Genomic DNA, 22,695 nt, shown 5'->3' with positions numbered 1-22,695 from the left:
GATCTGATAAACAGGAATTCACGGTACGGACCCGAGGTCACGGCCTCGCTACGGTCCGGAACCAGATTCAGTAGCCCCCGCTGATGATATTGGTCAGCGGACGGCCGTCGTGCAGCCTTCGCAGCTGCGTCTCGACATAGACGAGAGCGCGCCTGGTCGAGGCGGGGGTGCTGCCCGCGACGTGAGGGGTGATGAGCAGGTGGGGCGCCTTCCAGAGCGGATGGTCTTCGGGCAGCGGCTCGGGGTCGGTGACGTCGAGCGCCGCCCGCAGCCGGCCCGATTCGAGCTCGGCCAGCAGCGCTCCGGTGTCGACGACGGGCCCGCGGGCGGCGTTGACGAGCAGGGCGCCGTCTTTCATCCGGGCCAGGAACGCGGCGTCGACCAGTCCCTTGGTGGCGGCCGTGGCCGGGACCAGCAGCACCACGACGTCGGCCCGGGGCAGCAGGCCGGGCAGTTCCGACTCGGCGTGGACGCCGTCGCGGGCGCTCCTGGCCACCCTGATCACCTCGACCTCGAACCCGGCGAGCCGTCGTTCGAGGGCGGCGCCGATGGAGCCGTACCCGAGAATGAGGACCGTGGAGTCGGCCAGGACGCCGGTGTGCTGGTAGGCCCAGCGGCCCTGTTCCTGGGCGCGCACGAAGAGGGGGAACTCGCGCTGCATCGCGATCATCGCGCCGACCGCCCACTCGGCGGTTCCGGCGTCGTGGACGCCCCTGGCGTTGCACAGCGACACGCCATCGGGGACGTGGGGCAGGTAGGGTTCGACCCCGGCGGTAACCGTCTGGATGAGGCGCAAACGTGTCATCCGCGACAACAACCCGGGGATGTCCGGCACCGGGATGAGCGGGGGAACCCACACCTCGACGTCCTCGGCCCCGGGCGGCTCGGGATGGTCGCGTCCGTCGAAGAGCGTGTATTCGACGTCGGCCAGGTCAGTCGGGACAGCGGACTCGGCCTGCGGGGCCACCCAGATCTTCACAGGGGATAACCCTAATGACCGGTACAGAAGGGTGTGACTGATGGGCGTAGGCCGGACCGGGCTGCTCACGCTGGCGGCGGCACTGACGGTGAGCTGCACCGCCGCCTGCACGACGGAGACCGGAGTGGGCACGGGCGTGACCCCGACCCCGCTGGCCGCGACGGCCACGGAGACCTCCGCTCCCGCCGACGGGCCGCGCACGCTGGTCGAGGGCCTGGAGGTGCCGTGGGCCATCGCGTTCCTGCCCACCGGCGACGCGCTGGTGACCGAACGCGACTCGGGCCAGATCGTCCAGGTGGCCCCGTCGGGCCGCAAGACCGAGGTCGGCACCGTCGCCGGGGTGGCCGCGTCGGGAGAGGGCGGCCTCCTGGGCATCGCGGTCTCCCCCGAGTACGAGCGGGACCGGCAGATCTTCGTCTACTTCACCTCGGCCCAGGACAACCGCATCGTCCGCTACCGCTACGACGGCGCCCTGTCCGACCCCGAGCCGATCGTGACCGGCATCCCCAAGGGCGGCAACCACAACGGCGGCCGCCTGGCCTTCGGCCCCGACGGCTTCCTGTACGCCGCCACCGGCGAGATCGGCGATCGCGGGTTGTCCCAGGACCGCGACTCCCTCGCGGGCAAGATCCTCCGCATGACGCCCGACGGCAAGCCGGCCCCCGAGAACCCGTTCGGCACCCTCGTCTGGAGCATGGGCCACCGCAACGTTCAGGGCCTGGCCTGGGACGAGAGCGGCAACATGTACGCCACCGAGTTCGGCCAGAACACCTACGACGAGCTCAACCTGATCCGCGCGGGCGGCAACTACGGCTGGCCCGAGGTCGAGGGCGTCGCCGCCGACGACCGGTTCGTCAACCCGCTGGTGACGTGGTCGACCGACGAGGCCTCCCCCTCGGGCCTGGCCTACGCCGACCACGCGGTGTGGGCGGCGGCGCTGCGCGGCGAGCGCCTGTGGAAGGTCCCGGTGACCCAGGACGGGGCGGCGGGCCGCCCTGAGTCCCTCTACGAGGGCGAGTTCGGCCGCCTGCGGTCGGTCGCGACGGCGCCCGACGGCTCGTTGTGGGTCGGCACGAGCAACCGCGACGGCCGCGGCGACCCCAAGAACGGCGACGACCGCATCCTGGTCATCCCGGGGCGCTGAGCGAGACGCGGGCGGCCGAAGGCCGACCGTGGCTCGCGCGTGTGGATCTACCCCGGAGTACCCGCCTCCGCGCAGACGATCTCGGCGCGCGGCCGGTAGGTGGTCTTCCAGCTCTCGGGCGTCTCGGCGGTGCCGTCGAGACGCACCCGCTCGCGGGTCGTCACGATCGTGAACCCGGCGCTGCCCACCGAGGCCACGCAGCCCGCCTCGGGGCCTTCGAGCGCCGGGGTGGACGTGAACCGGGTGCGGTTGCTCTGGGAGATCGTGACGTCGTAGGTCTTGGTCCCCCACAACGACACCGTCATCACCGTGTCGGTCGCGGAGGCCTGGATGAGCACCCCGTAGTCGGTGTTGTTGCGCCAGACCAGGTCGGGCCCCGGATAGGAGACGGCCACCTCGACCCCGGCCGGGTAGGGCGGCAGGAACGACTCGTGCGGCACCGCCTCGACGATCTCCAGGCCGCTGCGGAGGGCGGCGTTGTAGAGGACGGTGCCGGCGACCGAGACCCCCGGGACGTCCCGGCCCTCCTGTCCCCTGATCGCGGTCGGCTCGGCGGGCCCGGCGAAGCCGGGGCGACCCTCGCGGCGTCCGGTCGCCTGGTTCAGAGAGAACGTCTCGCCGGGGCGGACGATCATGCCGTTGACGCGCCGGGCGGTCTCCTTGATGTTGGTCACGCGCGGCTGGCAGCAGCTGTAGCTCATGTCGACCCGGACCAGCTCGGCCTCGATGCCGATCGCCGCCGCCTCCTTGTCGTCGAGATCGGGCTTGAGCTGGGTCAGCGGCACGGTCACCGTGCGGGCGCTCTGGCGGCCGAGGACGGCGATGATCTGCGCGCCCAGCTTGGAGGTGTCGATCCCGACGCCGGACCGGCCGGGCACCAGCTTGGGCCGCCCGTCGGCGATGACGAAGGTCGCGTCGCGGGGCGCCTCGTCCTCGGGCACGAACCGCATCCCCCGCGTCGCCACCGCGGCGTCGAACCGGGCCTCCAGCCCACCGGTGTCGCCCGGTACGAAGCTCAGCGCCGCCGCGATGTCGCCCGGCGTGAGCTCCAGCGAGACGCCGCCGTGGGTCAGCGTGACCGGCGCCGCGACAGCCCGGCGCGCCCAGGCCACGGCGCGGTTCACGCCGTCGCGGGTGGCGCGGGGAGCGGCCTCGACGGGCTTCACCTCGACGATGATGTCGGGGTTGAGGTAGGCGGCGCGCACCTCCTCGACCACCCGGGGCACGTCGAGCGCGGTCCCCTCCTTGGGGTAGACCGGCTCGGGCCGCAGGCCGTCGAAGGTGACGTCGCCCTCGACCATCGGCCGCTCCATGGCCCGCGCCACCTGGGTCGAGACCACCTCGCCCAGCCGCCCGCTGTCGGCCCGGACCACCGGGGTGACCTCACGCCCGCCCGTCATCGCCCGCCAGATGTCGGCCGGGCTGGGGAACCCCATGGGCAGGGCCTGCACGGTGGCCGGGATGTCGATCGACAACCCGCTGCGCTCGGGGCTGATCCGCTCGCTCTTGGTCCCGTGGCGCACGACGATGGCGTTGGTGGCCGCGCTGACCAGCCCTGTGGTGAGCCGGTCGGTGGCCTCGCGGGCGTTCATCCCGCCCACGTCGACGCCCAGCACGGTGGTGCCCGGGTAGACGTTCCCGGCCATGAGGAAGGCGGGGAGGGCGTACAGGAGAACCAGGAGCCCGCCCACGACGATCAGGGCCGACCGCACCCAGCGGAACCCCAGCCTCTCGTCGTCGGGCAGGTCGTCGACCTCGGCGGGCAGCGGCGCGATGGTGACCTTGCGCGGCGCGGCGACCGGCCAGACCTCGACCTTGGCCGGGGGCGGTAACGAGGCGTCGGCGGGTGGCGACTTGACGAGCGGGGCACTGCCGAAGATGTCGGACGTCACGCCCGGGGGCAACGAACCGCCCGCGCGAACCGGGTGTTTACGTGCGGAGACCGCCTCAGACTCCGTCCCGAACGGATCCGTCGGCGGGTCGATGGACGCTTCGGCGTTCCGCACGCCTTGCTCTCCTCCGGCTCAGGGGAAACTCCCTTCAGTTAACCCTAAAGCACCCTCTTCTGGATATGTCGCGAAAACATGAGGTTCACCCTGTCAGGGGTCATGTCAAGCGACTGTGGAAGGAGATTCCAGCGCGAGACGTCGGACTTCTTATAACAGAGCCAGGTGCCACGGGGACGTGGCTGTCAGGGATCTGTCATGACACATTCGGCGCGGGGGCGAGTGCGGATGAAACAGATCAGGGATTTGTGGTGGTGATTTTTTAGCGCTATGTCACATGGCGGCATTGGAGAGCGTGTCAAGCACCGGGTGGAACACCACCCCGCCGGCCTGAGGACGACGGGGTGCAGGCGTGGTTCGTCACGGCCGAACCGGAAGCGGGTGGTGGAGGCCGGACGTAGTTCGTCACGGCGCGAACCGGAAGCGGGTGGTGGACGCCGGATGCGGTTCGTCGCGGCGCGAACCGGGAGCGGGTGGTGGGCGCCGGATGCGGTGGGGGGCGGAGGCGGCGGGCGGGGCCGGGGTGGGCGGAGCCGTAACGGAGAAAAGGAATGCCCGGGCCTTGGAAGGCCCGGGCGGAGAATGCCTTATTCGGTGACGCCCAGCTTTTCGAGGATGAGGGCGCGGGCGCGGCTGGCGTCGGCCTTGCCTCGGCTGGCCTTCATGACGCCGCCCACGAGGGCGCCGACGGCGGCGATCTTGCCGTTGCGGATCTTGTCGGCGGCGTCGGCGTTGTCGGCGATGACCTGGTCGATGATGGCCGACAGTTCACCCTCGTCGTTGACGATCTTCAGGCCGCGGGACTCGACGACCTCGTCGGGCGAGCCCTCGCCGGCGAGCACGCCTTCGAGGACCTGGCGGGCCAGCTTGTCGTTCAGGGCGCCCGACTTCACCAGTTCGGTCACCCGCGCGATCTGCGCCGGGGTGATCGGCAGCTCGGCCAGCGCGACGCCGTTCTCGTTGGCGCGGCGGGCCAGCTCGCCCATCCACCACTTGCGCGCGTCGGCCGCCGGGGCGCCCGCCTCGACGGTCGCCTCGACCAGGCCGAACGCGTCGGCGTTGTGCATGGCGGCCATGTCGAGGTCGCTGACGCCCCACTCCGCCTGAAGGCGGGCGCGGCGCACCGACGGCAGCTCGGGCAGCTCGGCCTTGAGCTGGGCCACCCACGCCGGGTCGGGCGCGATCGGGACCAGGTCGGGCTCGGGGAAGTAGCGGTAGTCCTGCGCCTCTTCCTTCGAACGGCCCGACGTGGTCAGGCCGGTGTCCTCGTGGAAGTGGCGGGTCTCCTGGATGATCCGGCCGCCCTCGGCGAGGATCGCGGCCTGCCGCTCGATCTCACCGCGCACCGACCGCTCGACGCTGCGGAAGGAGTTGACGTTCTTGGTCTCGGTACGCGTGCCCCACTCGGAGGACCCGCGCGGCATCAGCGAGACGTTGACGTCGCAGCGCATCGAGCCCTGGTCCATGCGGACGTCGGAGACGCCCAGGGCGCGCATGACCTCGCGCAGCTCGGTGGCGTAGGCGCGGGCGACCTCGGGGGCGAGCCGGTCGGTGCCCACGATCGGCTTGGTGACGATCTCGACCAGCGGGATGCCGGCCCGGTTGTAGTCGACGATCGAGTGGTCGGCGCCCTGGATGCGGCCGGTCGCGCCACCGACGTGGGTGGACTTGCCGGTGTCCTCTTCGAGGTGGACCCGCTCGATCTCGATCCGGACCGTCTTCCCCTCGACGGTGATGTCGAGGTATCCGTCGAAGCAGAGCGGCTCGTCGTACTGGCTGATCTGGTAGTTCTTCGGCATGTCCGGATAGAAGTAGTTCTTCCGGGCGAACCTGCACCACTCGGCGATCGAGCAGTTGAGCGCGAGGCCGATCCGGATCGTCGACTCGATCGCCGCGGCGTTGGCGACCGGGAGCGCGCCGGGGAAGGCCAGGCAGGTCGGGCAGACGTGCGTGTTCGGCGGGGCGCCGAAGGTGGTCGGGCAGCCGCAGAACATCTTCGAGTTGGTGCCGAGTTCGACGTGGGTCTCCAGGCCGAGCACCGGCTCGAACCTCTCCAACGCCTCGTCGTAGGGCATGAGTGTCGGCGTCTCAGCCATGCTGATAACCCAGTCCTTCCGGAGCTTTGGCAGCGTGGGCCATGGATACTCCCTCCCCTGTTTACAGAGCCGGAGCCTTGGACAGCAGCGGCCCGCCCCAGCGGGACTCGAAAGCCCGCTCGACGGCCGCGCCCACCCGGTAACACCGGTCGTCGCCGAGCACCGGCGCCATGATCTGCAGACCGACGGGAAGCCCGTCTTCGTCGGCGAGACCACAGGGCACCGAAAGCGCCGCGTTCCCCGCCAGGTTCGACGGGATCGTGCACAGGTCGGCCAGGTACATGGCCATCGGGTCGTCGGCCCGCTCGCCGATCGGGAACGCCGTCGTCGGGGTCGTCGGCGAGATCAGCACGTCGACGTGCTGGAAGGCGGCGTCGAAGTCACGCGAGATCAGGGTGCGGACCTTCTGGGCCGACCCGTAGTAGGCGTCGTAGTAGCCGGACGAGAGCGCGTAGGTGCCGAGCATGATGCGCCGCTTGACCTCGGGACCGAAGCCGGCCGCCCGGGTGAGGGCCATGACCTCTTCGGCCGAGCGGGTGCCGTCGTCGCCGACGCGCAGGCCGTAGCGCATGGCGTCGAACCGGGCGAGGTTCGAGGAGCACTCGGACGGGGCGATCAGGTAGTAGGCCGGCAGCGCGTAGGTGAACGAGGGGCACGACACCTCGACGACCTTCGCGCCGAGGGATTCCAGCAGCTCGACGGCCTCCTGGAAGCGGGCGAGCACGCCCGGCTGGTAGCCGTCGCCGCCGAACTCCTTGACCACGCCGACCGTGAGGCCGGCGACGTCACCCTGGCGGGCGGCCTCGACCACCGAGGGCACCGGCTGGTCGATCGAGGTCGAGTCCATCGGGTCGTGGCCGGAGAAGGCCTCGTGGAGAAGCGCGGCGTCGAGGACGTTGCGGGCGAACGGCCCGGGCGTGTCGAGCGACGACGCGAACGCGATGAGGCCGTAGCGGGACGACCCGCCGTAGGTCGGCTTCATGCCGACGATGCCGGTCACGGCGGCGGGCTGGCGGATCGAGCCGCCCGTGTCGGTGCCGGTCGAGAGGGGTGCCTCATAGGCGGCCACCGAGGCCGAGGCGCCGCCCGACGAGCCGCCCGGGATGCGGGTCAGGTCCCACGGGTTGTGGGTGGGGCCGTAGGCCGAGTTCTCGGTCGAGGAGCCCATCGCGAACTCGTCGAGGTTGGTCTTGCCCAGGATGACCAGGCCGGCCTCGCGCAGGCGGCGGGTGACCGTCGCGTCGTAGGGCGGGCGCCAGCCTTCGAGGATCTTCGAGCCGGCGGTGGTGGGCATGTCGGTCGTCGTGAAGACGTCCTTGTGGGCGATCGGCACGCCGGCCAGCGGGCCCAGCTCCTCGCCGGCCGCCCGCCGGGCGTCGACGGCGGCGGCCTGCGCGAGCGCCGACTCGGCGCCGACGTGCAGGAACGCGCGGACGCGGTCGTCAACCGCGGCGATCCGGTCCAGGTGGGCCTGGGTCACCTCGACGGCGGAGACCTCGCCGGAGGCGATCAGCGACCCCAGCTCGGAGGCCGTCTTCCTGATCAGCTCGCTCACGCCTCCTCCCCGAGGATGCGGGGCACGCGGAAGCGGTCGTCCTCGACGGCGGGCGCGCCGGAAAGGGCCTGCTCGGGGGTGAGGCTGGGCGCGACGACATCGGGCCGGAACACGTTCGTCAGCGGCAGCGCGTGTGACGACGGCGGGATGTCGGCGGTCGCGACCTCGGCGACGCGGGCGACCGCGCCGACGATCTGGTCGAGCTGGGCGGCGAAGTGGTCGAGTTCCTCGTCGGCCAGCGCCAGCCGGGACAGCCGGGCGAGGTGAGCGACCTCTTCGCGGGTTATGGCAGACATAAGTCGTTTAACCCGATTCCTGGATGGAGTGTGGACACCTCATCCTAGGGCGAGCCGCAGCCCCTCCTCGACGCGGTCAATCGACCCTGGACGTGGCCACCGGCAGCCGCAGCCGCGACCGCAACCACACGACGGCCTCCTCGGCCGGCATGGGCTCGGCGAGCCACCAGCCTTGCCCGGCGTGGCACCCCATGCCCCGCAATTGCGCGGCGATGTCGGCCGATTCCACGCCTTCGGCCACGGCGCGCAATCCGAGCGAGCGCACCAGGTCGATGATCGAGCGCACGATCCGCTCGTCGTCGGCCGACTCCCCCAGCTTCCGGACGAACGAGGCGTCGATCTTGACCTCGTCGACCTCCAGCCGCTGCAGCCGTACGAGGGTCGAATAGCCCGTGCCGAAGTCGTCGAGCGCGAGGGGGACGCCCAGGGTCGCCAGCGTGCGGATGGTGTCGGCCGAGTAGGCCTGGTCGGTCATCAGGATGCGCTCGGTGACCTCCAGGTGGATGGCCTTGGCGGGCAGCGAGTACTGGGCCAGACCGGCCGAGAGCTGGTCGGGCAGGCCCGAGTCGAGCAGGTCGCGGGCCGACACGTTGACCGAGATCGGCACCTCCAGGCCCGAGTGCCACCAGCGGGCGGCCTGGTCGAGGGCCTTGGCGATGACGTACTGGGTCAGCTCGCGCATCAGGTAGGACTGCTCGGCCAGCGGGATGAACTCGCCGGGCGAGACCGGGCCGCGGACCGGGTGCCACCAGCGCAGCAGCGCCTCGACGCCCTCCACGCGGCCGTCCTGGAGCGCCACCTTGGGCTGGTAGTGGAGGTCGAGCTCGGCCCCGTCGATGGCCCTGCGCAGGTCGCCGAGCAGGCTGAGGCGCTCGGGGGAGTTGCGGTCGCGTTCGGCGACGTAGAACTCGACGCCCGAGCGGGCCTCCTTGGCCATGTACATCGCCACGTCGGAGCGCTGGAGCAGCAGCTCGAAGTCGGGGGCGTGGTCGGGGTAGAGGGCGATGCCGATGGACGCGTCGAGATCGAAGGTCATGCCTTCGAGCCGCACCGGTTCGGTCAGCGCGACCCGCAGGCGGGAGGCCACCTCCTTGGCCGCCTGGGCGTCGCGGATCTGCGGCAGCAGGACGGCGAACTCGTCGCCCCCGAGCCGCGCGACGACGTCGCCGGGCCGGACGGAGTGGGTCAGCCGGTGGGCCACGATCTTGAGCAGCAGGTCGCCGACCGGGTGCCCCAGGGTGTCGTTGACCTCTTTGAACCGGTCGAGGTCGAGCAGCAGCAGGCCCACCCGTTCGTCGTGGCGCGCTTCGGCGAGCGCCTCCTCCGTACGGAGAATGAGCAGTTTCCGGTTCGGGAGCCCGGTCAGGCCGTCGTGCATCGCCTGGTGGTCGCGGCGCATCGACAACGTCGCGGTGAAGTAGACGGCCGCCAGCGGCGCCACGAACAGCGGCACCAGCCCGGCGGAGTGGTCCATCACCACGACGACCAGCGGCGCGAGGCCGAGCAGCGCCCCGTAGACGAGGCCCTGCGGCACGAGCGAGGTCTTCAGCACGCGCAGCACGCTCTTGCGCTCGTGCAGCGCCACCGCGCCGCACACCAGCAGGCCCCTGACCAGGAAGTACGCCAGCCCGGCGAGCACGATGGCCGGGATGTCGGCCCCGGTCGGCGTCCAGGTGTGGGTGGGCCGGGAGTGCACGCCGAACATGCCGAACGTCACGGCGGCGGCCAGGCACGCGAGGGTGACCTGGGCGATGTTGAAGGCGATGCGATGCCAGGCCCGTTTGTGCACCAGCCCGCTGACCAGCATCGCGACCGCCTGCATGATCGCGGCGGCGGACAACCCGTAGTGCATCAGCACGGCGAACGTGAACATCGTCGAGGTGGGGGTGCCCCCGACGAGGGCGGACGAGCTCACCATCACCGGCCGCAGCTCGCCCAGGAAGACGAGCACGACCAGCACCCAGAAGAGCGGGGCGGCGCCGAGCAGCGCCAGTTCCGGCCCGCCGAGCCGGACGGTCGCGACGACGAGGGCCGTGAACCCGATCGTGGTGATCGCCGCGAAGTAGGTCCACAGGGGCGAGCCGAGCCGCGGCCCGGCGTCCCGAGTGTCGGGCGGCGCGGGGGCGCGATCAATAGGTCCGGTCGAGTCGCCGATCTCAGGACATGGCATGAGATGGCGCGCAATTGCAGTCATCGTTGAGAAACCCCCCAAGAGGTCACTATGGGAGGGTACGGCCTACGGGCCACTTCGCGAAACCGCTTGGGCACGTTGCGTTACGGGATATTTCGTGCGATGGATTGATCTAGCACGTTCGCACTGAAAGTTTCAGATGCCCAGATAGCCGTTTCCACGGCGTTGCCTGGGTGTTTCATGTTGGCAACCCCGCCTTATTCGGCCTGGGCCTTCAGGAGCCCGCCATCTGGTGATTAGATCGCCGCAACCTGGTGGGAGCGCTCCCACATTCTGGGACGGAGTATCTCATGTTTCGAAGAAGGTCTCTGACGGCTGCATTCGCCGCCGCCGTCACCGCCCTGGGGGTGGGCACCGCCGTTCTCAGCACGTCGGCCGCCAACGCCGCGGACTCGGTGTTCTGGGTGGACCCGGACACCAGCGCCGCCCGCTGGGTGGCCGCCAACCCGAACGACTCGAAGACCGCCGTGATCCGCGACCGCATCGCAGCCGTGCCGCAGGGCCGCTGGTTCACCACGACCAACACCTCGACGGTCCGTTCGCAGGTCAGCTCGTACGTGGGCGCGGCGGCATCCCAGGGCAAGATCCCGATCATGGTGGTGTACAACATCCCCAACCGGGACTGCTCCGGCGCCTCGACCGGCGGCGCGCCCAGCCACTCGGCCTACCGGGCCTGGATCGACGAGGTCGCGGCGGGTCTCCAGGGCCGCGCGGCCTACATCGTCCTCGAACCCGACGTGCTGCCGATCATGACGAACTGCATGAGCACGTCGCTCCAGAACGACGTGAAGGCGTCGATGGCGTACGCCGGCAAGAAGCTCAAGGCGGCCTCGTCGCAGGTCAAGGTCTACTTCGACATCGGCCACTCGGGCTGGCTCGGCGCCCAGGAGGCGGCCAACCGGCTCCTGCAGTCGGACATCGCCAACTCGGCCGACGGCATCTCGCTCAACGTCTCGAACTACCGCTACTCCTCGACCGAGATCGCCTACGCGAAGAACATCATCGCCGCGACCGGCATCTCCCGCCTCAAGGCCGTGATCGACACCAGCCGCAACGGCAACGGCCCGCTCGGCAGCGAGTGGTGCGACCCGGGCGGCCGCGCGACCGGAACGTGGAGCACCACCAACACCGGCGACTCGGCGATCGACGCCTTCCTGTGGATCAAGCTGCCCGGTGAGGCCGACGGCTGCATCGCGGCCGCCGGCCAGTTCGTGCCGCAGCGCGCCTACGACCTGGCGATCGCGGCTCCGTACACCCCTCAGCCGACCCCGACCCCCACGCCCACGCCCACGCCCACCCCCACGCCGACTCCCACGCCCACCCCGACCCCCACACCCACGCCGACCCCCACCCCGACGCCCACGCCGGGCGGGAAGTCGTGCGCGGCGACCTACCGGATCATCAACCCGTGGGGCGGCGGCTTCCAGGCTGAGGTCGCGGTCCGCAACAGCGGCAGCGTCGGCCTCACCGGCTGGCGCGTCAACTGGACGTTCGCCAACGGCCAGACCATCACCCAGCTGTGGAGCGGCACCCACACCCAGTCGGGCGGCAACGTCCAGGTGACCAACCTCAACTGGAACGGCAACCTCGCCCCGAACGCCAGCACGAACTTCGGCTTCACGGCCAACTCCGGCAGCACCAACAACGTCCCGTCGGTGACCTGCACGGCCCTGTAACCCCCTGAACTCTGCGGGCTGCACCGAACCACACCCGAGCACCTCCGCAGACCGAGGCCACCCGTCCCGGCCCAGAAGCCCGGAACGGGTGGCCTCTTCCATGCGCCGGCGCAACGCCGCACTTCGATGCGCGACTCCAAGCGCCGGTTCCGGTGCCCGCTCCAGATGCCCGCTTCCAAGAGCCAGGTCTAAAAGGCCGGATCCACATTCCGGATCCACGCGCCCGACCCCGCGCCCGACCCACGCCCCGACCCACGCCCCGACCCACGCCCCGACCCACGCCCCGACCCACGCCCCGACCCACGCCCCGACCCACGCCCCGACCCACGCCCCGACCCACGCCCCGACCCACGCCCCGACCCACGCGCCCGATCCAGAGGCGGAGTCCAGAGGCGGAGTCCAGAGGCCGGTTTCACGCACGACTCCAGGCTCCGACTTGCGTCGCCTCCGTGCGGCAAGGGATGTGGTGTCTACTCCTCCCCCACGACCGCCACTTCCCGTGCCGCCTCCACCCCCTGGGTCAGCAGCACCCGGAACCCCTCCTCGTCGAGGATCGGCACCTTCAGCGTCACCGCCTTGTCGTACTTCGAGCCCGCGTTCTCCCCCACCACGACGAAGTTGGTCTTCTTCGACACCGAGGACGTCACCTTCCCGCCCCGCGAGGTGATCGCCTGGGACGCCTCGTCGCGGCTGAACCCCGCCAGGGTCCCCGTGACGACGAACGTCAGCCCGTCGAGGGTCTGCGGCAACCGGTCGACGGGCTCGGGGTCCTCCATCACGACCCCCGCCGCCCGCCACCGGTCGATGATCTCCCGGTGCCAGTCGACCTCGAACCACTCCTTGATCGTCTCGGCCACGCGGGTGCCGATGCCCTCGACCTCGGCCAGTTCTTCGACCGAGGCGTCGGCGATGGCCTGGATGGAGCGGAACCGGGCGGCCAGTTCGGTCGCGGTGGGCAGGCCGACGTGCCGGATCGACAGGGCCACGAGCACCCGCGCGACCGGGGCCGACTTGGCCTTCTCCAGGTTCTCCAGCATGGTCAGGGCGTTCTTGCTGGGTGCGCCCGACTTGTTGGCGAAGAACGAGACGACCTTCTCCTCGCCCGTCTCGGGGTCGAGTTTGGCCAGGCCGGAGTCCTGGTCGCGGACCGACGATCTGATCGGCAGCAGCCGGTCGATCGTCAGGTCGAACAGGTCGGCCTCGGTGCGGACGACCGGCTCCTGCGGCGGCAGCGGCTGGGTGAGGGCGGTCGCGGCGACGTAGCCGAGGCCCTCGATGTCGAAGGCGTTGCGGCCGGCGGCGAAGAAGATCCGCTCCCGGAGCTGGGCGGGGCAGGCACGGGTGTTGGGGCAGCGCAGGTCGGCGTCGCCCTCGCGTTCGTAGGCGAGTTCGGTGCCGCACTCGGGGCAGTGGGTGGGCATCACGAACGCCCGCTCGGTGCCGTCGCGGAGGTCGGCCACCGGCGCGACGATCTCGGGGATCACGTCGCCGGCCTTGCGCAGCACGACCGTGTCGCCGATCAGCACGCCCTTGCGCACCACCTCGGACGCGTTGTGCAGCGTCGCCCGCTCGACCGTCGAACCGGCCACGACCACCGGGGTCATCATGCCGAACGGCGTCACCCGGCCGGTCCGGCCGATGCCGACGCGGATGTCGAGGAGCTTGGTGGTGACCTCTTCGGGCGGGTATTTGTAGGCGATCGCCCACCGGGGCGCCTTGCTGGTCGAGCCCAGCTGCCGCTGCACGTCGACGCGGTCGACCTTGACCACCACGCCGTCGATCTCGTATTCGGTGTCGTGGCGGTGTTCGGCGTAGTGGTCGACGAACTCCTGGACCTCGGCCATCGTCGCGACGACCCTGTATCGGTCGCTGACCGGCAGGCCGAACGACTTCAGCCGGTCGTACATCTCCGACTGGGCCTTGGGCGCCGTCGCGCCCTCCCACTTCCCGACGCCGTGGACGATCATGCGCAGCGCCCGATGGGCCGTGATGCGCGGGTCCTTCTGCCGCAACGACCCCGCGGCGGAGTTGCGCGGGTTGGCGAAGGGCGGCTTGCCGGCGTCCATGAGCTCCTGGTTGAGCTTCTCGAAGCCCCAGATCGGCAGGAACACCTCGCCCCGGACCTCCATGAGGTCGGGCACGTCGTCACCGGTCAGCCGTTCGGGCACGTCGGCGATGGTGCGGACGTTGGGCGTCACGTCTTCGCCGACCCGCCCGTCGCCGCGCGTGGCGGCCCTGACCAGGCGCCCCTTCTCGTAGACCAGCGCGACCGCCAGCCCGTCGATCTTCAGTTCGCACAGGTAGGGCGCCGGATCACGCTCGGCGAGCCGCTCGGCCCGCCCCTGCCAGCCCGCCAGATCGGCCGCGTTGAAGGCGTTGTCGAGGCTCTCCATCCGCTGGAGGTGTTCGACGGCGGTGAACTCGGTGGAGATCGGCGCGCCGACCTTCTGCGTCGGCGAGTCGGGCGTGCGCAGCTCCGGCCGCCGCTCCTCGATGGCTGTGATCTCCCGCATCCAGGAGTCGTATTCGGCGTCGCTGACCGTCGGCGAGTCGAGCACGTAGTAGCGCCAGCTCGCCTGCTCGATCAGCTCCGTGAGCTCCGAGTGCCGCCTGCTGAGCTCGGCCTCTTCCGGACTCGGCTCCGGCGCGGTCTGCTCGGTCATGCCCCGCTCCCCTCATCGCGACTCAGGGAAAACCTATCGCCGCCGACCGACTTTTCCGTGCTCAGCCGCCCTGTGCCCAGACCCCCTCATAAGCGGAGCAACGCCCGGTAACCGCTGTGGCCGTGCCCCGGCAGACCCGCGCCTCGACGCTCAGGACATGTCCCGTTCTGAGGGTCACCGTGCTCCATCCGGCCTTACAGGTCTTGTACGACTTGTACACCGTCTTGCCGCTCTCGGTCAGGTACCGGAACCGCACCCATGAACACGAACCGCCCGCCGTGGCGTCATGGAGCCGCCCGGTGATCTTGAGTCCCGTGGCGGTGCTGACGATCTTCCCGTTCGTGACCCTGCCCTTGCCGTCGGCCGACTTCACCGGCCCCCAGTGCCAGGTGTCGGCGGCGGCCGGTGACGCCGCGACGAGCAGCGCGGCCAGCACCGCGCCCGTGACCGGAAATATCCGCATGAGAGCAGGGATACCTGGCCACGGTTGCAATCGGATGTACTCCCGTCGCGGCGAGAGGAGAAGCGGCCGGCCGGCGCCGGATGCGGCGGCGTGCCAAGGGGCGGCGGGCGGGGCCGGCCGGGCGGAGCCGTAACGGAAGAAGCCTTTACTGCTCTTCCGGGTCCTCCCTCAGCACCCGGGCCGACTCCCGGCACTTCGCCAGGGCGGCCTTCGCGTAGGCGGGCGAGGCCCCCGCGAGCCCGCAGGCGGGCGTGAGCACGACCTGGTGCGCCAGCCCCTCGGGCCGGAAGCCCAGCCGCCGCCACAACTCCAGCGCGGGCTTGGCCACCACGCCGACGTCGGGCAGCCGGCTGTCGGTGCCCGGCACCACGCCGAGGAAGAACGCGGTGCCCGCCTCGATGGCCGCGCCGAGGGCGTCCTCGTCGCGCCGCCGCATGAGCGCGGCGTCGAGCGAGATGCCCTTGGCGCCCGCCGTGCGGAGCACCTCGAACGGCGCCGAAGGCGCGCAGCAGTGCACGATCGGGAACTCGGCGGCCGACAGCACCTGCCCCAGCCGCGCGGCGGCGAGCGGCCCCTCGATCGCCGCCAGGCGCGAGAACCCCGACGCCGTCGGCACCGTCCCGGCCAGCACCCCCGGCAGCCCCGGCTCGTCGACCTGCACGACGAGTGAGGCCCCCGGAACACGTTTCCGCACGTCGGCGATGTGCGCGGCGAGCCCCTCGGTCAGCGAGTCGGTCACGTCGCGGACCGCCCCGGCGTCGGCGAGGATCTTGTCGCCGTGGCGCAGTTCGATGGCCCCGACGAGCGTCCACGGCCCGCAGATCTGGATCTTCAGCGGCCCGGTGTACCCCTGCGCGACCTCCTCCAGCGCGTCGAGATCGCGGCGCAGGTGGTCACGCGCCCGCTTGTGGTCCCGCCCCGGCCGGTCGGCGATCCGCCAGCCCGAGGGCTGCACCTCGACGGGCAGTTCGATGAGCAACGAGGCGGTCCGCCCGATCATGTCCGCCCCCACCCCCCGCGCCGGCAACTCGGGCAGATAGGGCATCGGCAGCTCCCCGAAAACGGTGCGGAGCGCCTCGAAATGGTCTTCGCCGGGGTGAGAGCCGACCCCGGTGGCGGTGGCCTGGTCCCATGGGTACGAATGCACGAGGACTAGCTTAGGAATTATGAAGCTCACCAAACTCGGTCATGCCTGCTGGCGCTTCGAGAAGGACGGCCGCACGCTCGTCCTCGACCCGGGCAGCTTCAGCGGGACCGGCCTGCTCGACGGCGCGGAAGCCGTCCTGATCACCCACGAGCACGTCGACCACCTCGACCAGAACCTGATCAAGTCGGCCGCCCCCGACCTGGAGGTCTGGACCTGCAACGCCGTCGTGAACGCCCTCGGCGAGGTCCCCGTGAAGATCCAGACCGTCCGCGAGGGCGACGTCTTCGACGTGGCCGGCTTCTCCGTACGCGTCATCGGCGAATGGCACGCGCCCACCATCCCGGACGCTCCGATCATCCAGAACATCGGCTTCCTGATCGACGACCGCGTCTTCTACCCCGGCGACGCCCTGACCGACCCGGGCGTGCCCGTCGAGGTCCTGCTGGCCCCGTCGAACGCGCCGTGGCTGCGGGTGTGGGACTTCATCGAATACCTCAGGATGGTCCGCCCGGACCACGCCTTCTCGACCCACGACGGGCTGGTGAACGAGATCGGCCAGGGCATGATCGACAACTTCATGACGATGGAGGGCAAGAAACAGAAGTCCGACATGCGCCGCCTCAAGCCGGGCGAATCAGCCGAATTCGCCTGACCTACGGACAGCCGGACATGCCGGAAACACGGTAACCGCAGGCGCGACCGGCTTCGGACACGGGTCGCCCGGTGACAGGGCCGACGTCGCGGTGTGGAGCGGGAGCGGCCGGTCGGCGCCGGATGCGGTGCCCGCCGGAGACGGCGGGCGGGGCCGGCCAGGCGGAGCCGTAACGGGAGAAGGCTTGTGAAACGGCGCCGTAAGGGTCAGGCGGCGGAGGCGATCGTGGCTGAGCCGATGACCGTGTCGCCGTCGTAGAGCACCGCCCCCTGGCCGGGTGCGACCCCGGTGGCGGGCGTCTCCAGCGTGATGTGGACGTCGCCCTCGCCGACCCGCACCCGTGCCGGGTAGACCTCTCCGTGTGCCCGCAGCTGCACCAGGCACCCGATCTCACCGGCGGAGGTGTCGACCGGCCCGTTCCACACCGGCCTGGTCCCGACGATGGACGTCACCTCGAGCGCCGCCCGGGGCCCCACCGTCACCGTGTTGGACACCGGCTCGATCGACAACACGTAGCGCGGCCGCCCGTCGGCGGCGGGACGGTCGATGTTCAGGCCCTTGCGCTGCCCGACCGTGTAGCCGAACGCGCCGCCGTGGGTGCCGACGACCTTGCCCGACAGCGCGTCGACGATGGGCCCCTCGGCCTCGCCGAGGCGGTCGGCGAGGAACGCCCGGGTGTCGCCGTCGGCGATGAAGCAGATGTCGTGGGAGTCGGGCTTGTCGGCGACCGTCAGGCCCCGGCGGGCGGCCTCTTCGCGCACCTGCGCCTTGGTCGAGTCGCCCAGCGGGAAGATCGCGTGGGAGAGCTGCTCGCGGGTCAGCACACCGAGCACGTAGGACTGGTCTTTGCCCTCGTCGGGCGAGCGCCGCAGCACCCCGTCCTCAAGACGCGCGTGGTGGCCGGTCGCGACGGCGTCGAAGCCGAGCGCGAGGGCGCGGTCGAGCACCGCCTCGAACTTGATCTTCTCGTTGCAGCGCAGGCAGGGGTTGGGGGTCCGGCCGGCGGCGTATTCGGCCACGAAGTCTTCGACCACGTCGCGGTGGAAACGTTCGGCCATGTCCCAGATGTAGAAGGGGATGCCGATGACGTCGGCGGCGCGGCGGGCGTCGCGCGAGTCTTCGACGGTGCAGCAGCCCCGGGCGCCGGTGCGGTAGGACTGCGGGTTGGACGACAACGCGAGGTGCACACCCGTCACATCGTGGCCGGCCTCCGCGATGCGGGCGGCGGCCACGGCCGAGTCGACGCCGCCGGACATGGCGGCGAGCACGCGCAGAGGCTTGAATCCCATAACCCTTCGAGCGTACCCGCGTTGGCGTCCTGCCCGTCCTGCTGGTTGGATTGCACGCCATGCGGTTGTTCGGGCGCAAGAGCGAGCCGGTTGACCCGGCGGTGGCGATCTCCGAGTTCTGGGCGTGGTGGGCCGAGGCCCGTCCCCAGGTGGAGGCCGCCGACGACAAGGCGGAACTGATGGCCCCCGCCGTGGCGGCGATCGACCCCGGCCTGGTCTGGGAGATCGGCAACGGCCGAGGCAGCCTCTTCTCCCTGGTCGTCAGCTCGGCCGCCAACCCCGAACTGCGCTCCCTGGCGCACCGCTGGGCGAAGGCGGCCCCCGAACCCGACGCGATGTGGGAGTTCCACCCGTCCCGGCAGGCGGCGTCGATCCCGGCCGACGTGCGGTTCCCGGCGGGCCCCCACGAGTTCGACATGGCCCGTTTCGTGGTGGCCCTGCGGGTCCCGCCGGGCAGCCCGAGAGTCGACATCTCCGCCTACCACCCGATCTTCGAGGACGTCGACGACGACACCCGCATGGAGACCACCATGCTGGCCCTCGACCGCCTCCTCGGCGAAGACGAGGTCGCCCGCTGGGTCGGCGACGTGACCGCCGCCCAGATCGAGCCGATCGACGCGCTCCCCGCGATCCACCTCCCGGCCGTCGTGGCCGACGTCGCCGAGGGCTTCCAGGACGAACAGTGGGCCCTCCTGGAGGGCACCACGGCCCGCGGCAAGAAACTCACCGCGACCGCCAGGTTCCCGCTCCGCCCGGTCGACTACCCCCTCTACGACCAGCACATCGCCGTCACCCTGCCCTACCGCAAGTCCGACGGCGACGGCCTCCCGGTGGGCGACTCGCTCGACGCCCTCAACACCTTCCACCAGACCCTCACCGCGGCCCTGGGCCCGGCGGTCGTGGCGGCCCACGTGAGCTCGGAGGGCGTCCGCACCTTCCACGTCTACGCCGACCCGACGGGCACCACCGAACGCGCGGTCAGGGATCTGGTCTGGCGCGAGGGCCGCCCGGCGATCGTCACGACGATGGACCCGGAGTGGTCAGCGGTGGCCCATTTCCTGACCTGATTTGACGGCGCGTGCTCCGCACGCGCGGCCTGAGCGCTCAGATCCGGTGTCTTCCCTCGTCGCTCCGGTTCGCTTCGCTCTCCTGCGCTCCTCAGTCCAGACACCGGCGCGCTCAGGCAAAGCATGACCAGACCTTGCTGGCAAAGCATGACCAGACCTCAGGACAAACCTGCTCGGCGTGCGCGTTCCACGACTCCGCCGATCACTTCGCCGACCCGCTCGACGTCTTCCCGCGTCGACGTGTGGCCCAGGGAGAACCGCAACGAGCCGCGCGCCTGCGCGCCGTCCTGCCCCATCGCCAGCAGCACGTGGGAGGGCTGCGCCACGCCGGCCGAGCACGCCGACCCGGTCGAGCACTCGACCCCCTTGGCGTCGAGCAGCATCAGCAGGGCGTCGCCCTCGCAGCCGGGGAAGGTGAAGTGGGCGTTGCCCGGCAGCCGCTCGTCGAGGTCGCCGTTGACCACCACGTCGGGCACCGCGGCCCGCACCTTGGCGATCAGCAGGTCACGCAGCTCGGTCAGCCGGGCGGCCAGCGCGGCCCGGCGTTCGACGGCGAGCTGCACCGCCGTGGCGAACCCGGCGATGGCGGGCGCGTCGAGGGTCCCGGACCGCACGTCACGCTCCTGGCCGCCGCCGTGCAGCACCGGCACCGGATCGACCCCGCGGGCCAGCAGCAGCGCCCCGACCCCCATGGGGCCGCCGACCTTGTGTCCGGAGATCGTCATCGCGTCGACCCCGGAGGCGGTGAAGTCGACGTCGAGCTGCGCGACCGCCTGCACGGCGTCGGTGTGGAAGGGCACCCCGGCCTCGTGGGCGATGGCGGCCAGCTCGTGGATCGGCTGGACCGTCCCGATCTCGTTGTTGGCCCACATCACGCTGACCAGCGCGACGTCGTCGCCGATCGCCGCCCGCAGCGTCTCGGGCCGGACCCGTCCCTGGGCGTCGACGGGCAGCAGTTCGACCTGCGCCGCCTGGTGGTCGGCCAGCCAGTGGGCCGGATCGAGCGCGGCGTGGTGTTCGATCGAGCTGAGCAGCACCCGAGGACGCCGCCGCGCCCAGAACAGCCCCTTGATCGCCAGATTGTCGGCCTCGGTGCCGCCGGCGGTGAACACGACCTCGCTGGGCCGGGCGCCGAGCGCGCAGGCGATGGTCTCGCGCGACTCCTCCACGACGCGCCGGGTCCGGCGCCCCGCGGCGTGCAGCGAGGAGGCGTTGCCGACCCGGGAGAGCTCCGCCACCATCGCGGCGACCGCCTCGGGCACCATCGGCGTGGTCGCGGCGTGATCCAGGTAGGCAGTTCGCACCGAACAAGCGTATCCGCAGTGAAGTCCGACTCCATCGCGGGGAATTGGTGGTCGCCCACTACGGCCCGGGCCGTAAGGGCGACCTGAATCGGTCTGCCCGCCGGACAGCCGCCGGAAACCCCGTGTTCACGTGGTGGAAGCAGGAACGACTGCGTTCCGTTACGGCTCCGCCCACCCCGGCACCCCACGCCACCCGGCCGCGCCAGTCCCCGCCGTGACGACCCATGGACACCGGAAGGGCGCCGAGGCCGAAGCCCCAGCGCCCTTCCCCGAACCGTCGTGCCGGGCTACTTCCGTTTGGTGATCTCGTCGATCAGCTGCGGCAGCACCTTGTGCAGGTCGCCCACCACGCCGAAGTCGGCGATCTCCCAGATGGGAGCCTGAGCGTCCTTGTTGATCACCACGATCGTCTTGGCCGTCTGCATGCCCGCCCGGTGCTGGATCGCGCCGGAGATGCCCGCCGCGATGTAGAGCTGCGGCGCCACGGTCTTGCCGGTCTGCCCGACCTGGAACTCGTGCGGGTACCACCCGGAGTCGGTCACGGCCCGGGAGGCGCCGACGGCCGCGCCGAGCGAGTCGGCGAGCTGCTCGATGATCGAGAAGTCGGCGCCGACGCCACGACCGCCGGAGACCACGATCGCGGCCTCGGTCAGTTCGGGACGGGAGCTCGTCTTCTCCTTCACCCGCTCGACCACCCGCGCCCCGCGGGCGGCGTCGGAGAGCGCGACGTCGACCTTCTCCTCGGCGCCCGCGCCGGCGGCGGCCACCGGCTGGGTCGAGTTGGGCCGCAGGGCGATGATCGGAGTGCCCCGGGACACCTTGCTGTGCACGATCACGCCGCCGCCGAAGACGGGCTGCTCGGCGACGAAGCCCTCGGCCACGCCGACCGCGTCGGTGATGACGCCGCTGTCGGTCTTGATGGCCAGGCGGCCCGCCACCTCCTTGCCCTCGGTGGTCGAGGCGATCAGGACCGCCGCGGGCGACCGGCTGCCGACCAGCGAGGCGAGCAGCTCGGCCTTGGGGGCCACCAGGTAGTCGGCGATGTCGGCCGAGTCGGCGACGTAGATCTTCTCCGCGCCGTACTCCGACAGCCGGGCCTTGGCGGTGTCGGTGTAGCCGGGACCGGCCCACACGGCCGAGGGCTCGCCGAGCGAGCGGGCCAGGGTGAGCAGTTCGAGGGTGACCTTCTTGATCTCGCCGTCGACCTGTTCGACGAGCACCAGGATCTCTGCCATTGCCAACCCTCCCTTAGATGAACTTCTTCGAGACGAGGAACTCGGCCGCCTTGGTGCCGCCGTCGCCCTCGTCGTTGACCACGACGCCCTTGCCGCGCGGGGGCGCGGGGGTGAAGTCGGCGACCACGCTCCAGGCGGCGGACAGGCCGATCTGGGCGGGGTCGATCTCGGCGTCGGAGATGCCGATCTTCTCGATGGGCTTCTTCTTGGCCGCCATGATGCCCTTGAAGGAGGGGTAGCGCGGCTTGAAGGGGTCGGGCTTCTCGACGACCGACACGACGGCGGGCAGCGTGGCCTCGACCTTGTCGTAGCCGTAGTCGGTCTGCCGGTGGATGCTGATCTCCGAGCCGGAGACCTCGATCTTGCTGGCGAGCGTCAGCTGCGGCACGCCCAGGCGCTCGGCGAGCATCGCGGCGAGCATGCCGGTGCGGGCGTCGGTCGACTCGGAGCCGAGGATGACGACGTCGAACCCGATCTTCTTGAGCGCCTGGGACAGCGCGTAGGAGGTCGAGAGGGCGTCGGAGCCGTGCAGCGCCTCGTCGGACAGGTGGACGGCCTTGTCGGCGCCCATCGCGAGGGCCTTGCGGATGGCGTCGGTGGCCTGGTCGGGCCCCATGGTGAGGACCGTCACCTCGCCGCCGTGGGCCTCTTTCAGCTTGAGAGCGTCTTCGACCGCGTATTCGCAGAGCTCGTTGATGACCCCGTTGGCGCTGCGGTCGATCGTGTTGTCATCGGACCGCAGCTTGCGCTCGGTCGCGGTGTCGGGAACCTGCTTCACGCAGACGACGATGTTCATGGCCGGTGGCCGACCTCCCGTACTCAGACGGCTGACGCCGCAGCGGACGACTGGCTATTTGTTACCCACGGGTAGCTTACTCACAAACCCCGCGTATGGTGCACTTGCCTCCACCCTACCGAACTATGTTCTGGAA

The 22,695-nt window shown here is 70.8% G+C and carries 17 protein-coding genes; 4 read left to right on the top strand and 13 right to left on the bottom strand.

Going from position 1 to position 22,695, the window contains the following annotated elements:
* Window positions 1-67 precede the first annotated feature (67 nt).
* Window positions 68-979 carry a 2-hydroxyacid dehydrogenase gene (locus QSK34_RS27375; protein ID WP_285588014.1) on the bottom strand — a complete coding sequence of 304 codons (912 nt, stop codon included), beginning with the start codon at window positions 977-979 and terminating at the stop codon, window positions 68-70.
* 40 nt (window positions 980-1,019) lie between these two features.
* On the opposite strand from QSK34_RS27375, the gene QSK34_RS27370 reads away from it, so the two are divergent.
* Window positions 1,020-2,123, top strand: coding sequence for a PQQ-dependent sugar dehydrogenase (locus QSK34_RS27370; protein ID WP_285588012.1), 1,104 nt, complete (start codon window positions 1,020-1,022; stop codon window positions 2,121-2,123).
* A 47-nt stretch (window positions 2,124-2,170) separates the two neighbouring features.
* On the opposite strand, the gene QSK34_RS27365 is transcribed toward QSK34_RS27370, so the two are convergent.
* From QSK34_RS27365 to QSK34_RS27345, 5 genes are all read right to left on the bottom strand, one after another.
* Window positions 2,171-4,015: a VanW family protein gene (locus QSK34_RS27365; RefSeq protein ID WP_285588010.1), complete on the bottom strand. Its 1,845-nt coding sequence runs from the start codon at window positions 4,013-4,015 to the stop codon at window positions 2,171-2,173.
* 701 nt (window positions 4,016-4,716) lie between these two features.
* Window positions 4,717-6,225 carry an Asp-tRNA(Asn)/Glu-tRNA(Gln) amidotransferase subunit GatB gene (gatB, locus tag QSK34_RS27360; RefSeq protein ID WP_285588008.1) on the bottom strand — a complete coding sequence of 503 codons (1,509 nt, stop codon included), beginning with the start codon at window positions 6,223-6,225 and terminating at the stop codon, window positions 4,717-4,719.
* 61 nt (window positions 6,226-6,286) lie between these two features.
* Window positions 6,287-7,780, bottom strand: coding sequence for an Asp-tRNA(Asn)/Glu-tRNA(Gln) amidotransferase subunit GatA (gene gatA, locus QSK34_RS27355; RefSeq protein ID WP_285588006.1), 1,494 nt, complete (start codon window positions 7,778-7,780; stop codon window positions 6,287-6,289).
* The gene (gene gatC / locus QSK34_RS27350) at window positions 7,777-8,076 is read right to left on the bottom strand and encodes an Asp-tRNA(Asn)/Glu-tRNA(Gln) amidotransferase subunit GatC (RefSeq protein WP_030456557.1); all 300 of its coding nucleotides are present in this window, start codon (window positions 8,074-8,076) and stop codon (window positions 7,777-7,779) included. The genes gatA and gatC overlap by 4 nt, the downstream gene beginning before the upstream one ends.
* Before the next feature lie 76 nt (window positions 8,077-8,152).
* Window positions 8,153-10,246 (bottom strand): putative bifunctional diguanylate cyclase/phosphodiesterase, encoded by a 2,094-nt coding sequence (locus QSK34_RS27345; protein ID WP_285588002.1) that lies wholly within the window; start codon window positions 10,244-10,246, stop codon window positions 8,153-8,155.
* A 311-nt stretch (window positions 10,247-10,557) separates the two neighbouring features.
* On the opposite strand from QSK34_RS27345, the gene QSK34_RS27340 reads away from it, so the two are divergent.
* Window positions 10,558-11,943 (top strand): glycoside hydrolase family 6 protein, encoded by a 1,386-nt coding sequence (locus tag QSK34_RS27340; protein ID WP_285588000.1) that lies wholly within the window; start codon window positions 10,558-10,560, stop codon window positions 11,941-11,943.
* A gap of 470 nt (window positions 11,944-12,413) precedes the next feature.
* Here the strand turns inward: QSK34_RS27340 and ligA are convergent, their stop codons facing one another.
* From ligA to QSK34_RS27325, 3 genes are all read right to left on the bottom strand, one after another.
* Window positions 12,414-14,606 (bottom strand): NAD-dependent DNA ligase LigA, encoded by a 2,193-nt coding sequence (ligA, locus tag QSK34_RS27335; RefSeq protein WP_285587999.1) that lies wholly within the window; start codon window positions 14,604-14,606, stop codon window positions 12,414-12,416.
* 61 nt (window positions 14,607-14,667) lie between these two features.
* Window positions 14,668-15,069, bottom strand: a complete 402-nt coding sequence (locus tag QSK34_RS27330) for a hypothetical protein (protein ID WP_285587998.1) — start codon at window positions 15,067-15,069, stop codon at window positions 14,668-14,670.
* Between the two features lie 145 nt (window positions 15,070-15,214).
* A complete protein-coding gene (locus QSK34_RS27325; RefSeq protein WP_285587997.1) occupies window positions 15,215-16,216 on the bottom strand; it encodes a methionine synthase in 1,002 nt (333 codons plus the stop codon).
* Between the two features lie 19 nt (window positions 16,217-16,235).
* On the opposite strand from QSK34_RS27325, the gene QSK34_RS27320 reads away from it, so the two are divergent.
* Window positions 16,236-16,868: an MBL fold metallo-hydrolase gene (locus tag QSK34_RS27320; protein WP_285587995.1), complete on the top strand. Its 633-nt coding sequence runs from the start codon at window positions 16,236-16,238 to the stop codon at window positions 16,866-16,868.
* Between the two features lie 206 nt (window positions 16,869-17,074).
* Here the strand turns inward: QSK34_RS27320 and mnmA are convergent, their stop codons facing one another.
* Entirely contained in the window at window positions 17,075-18,157 is a 1,083-nt protein-coding gene (gene mnmA, locus QSK34_RS27315) for a tRNA 2-thiouridine(34) synthase MnmA (protein WP_268903482.1), read from the bottom strand.
* 59 nt (window positions 18,158-18,216) lie between these two features.
* Here mnmA and QSK34_RS27310 point away from each other — a divergent pair, with 59 nt between their 5' ends.
* Window positions 18,217-19,224, top strand: a complete 1,008-nt coding sequence (locus QSK34_RS27310; RefSeq protein WP_285587993.1) for a DUF695 domain-containing protein — start codon at window positions 18,217-18,219, stop codon at window positions 19,222-19,224.
* A gap of 158 nt (window positions 19,225-19,382) precedes the next feature.
* Here the strand turns inward: QSK34_RS27310 and QSK34_RS27305 are convergent, their stop codons facing one another.
* The 3 genes from QSK34_RS27305 to QSK34_RS27295 form a co-directional block, all read right to left on the bottom strand.
* Entirely contained in the window at window positions 19,383-20,528 is a 1,146-nt protein-coding gene (locus QSK34_RS27305) for a cysteine desulfurase family protein (RefSeq protein ID WP_285587992.1), read from the bottom strand.
* Between the two features lie 287 nt (window positions 20,529-20,815).
* Window positions 20,816-21,763, bottom strand: a complete 948-nt coding sequence (locus QSK34_RS27300; protein ID WP_161481824.1) for an electron transfer flavoprotein subunit alpha/FixB family protein — start codon at window positions 21,761-21,763, stop codon at window positions 20,816-20,818.
* A 13-nt stretch (window positions 21,764-21,776) separates the two neighbouring features.
* A complete protein-coding gene (locus QSK34_RS27295; RefSeq protein ID WP_161481823.1) occupies window positions 21,777-22,559 on the bottom strand; it encodes an electron transfer flavoprotein subunit beta/FixA family protein in 783 nt (260 codons plus the stop codon).
* Between the last annotated feature and the right edge of the window lie 136 nt (window positions 22,560-22,695).

The sequence above is a fragment of the Herbidospora sp. NBRC 101105 genome, assembly GCF_030269205.1.
Taxonomy (GTDB): domain Bacteria; phylum Actinomycetota; class Actinomycetes; order Streptosporangiales; family Streptosporangiaceae; genus Herbidospora; species Herbidospora solisilvae.
The sequence above is the reverse complement of the archived record's forward strand: the minus strand, read 5'-3'. Positions and strand labels throughout refer to the sequence as shown.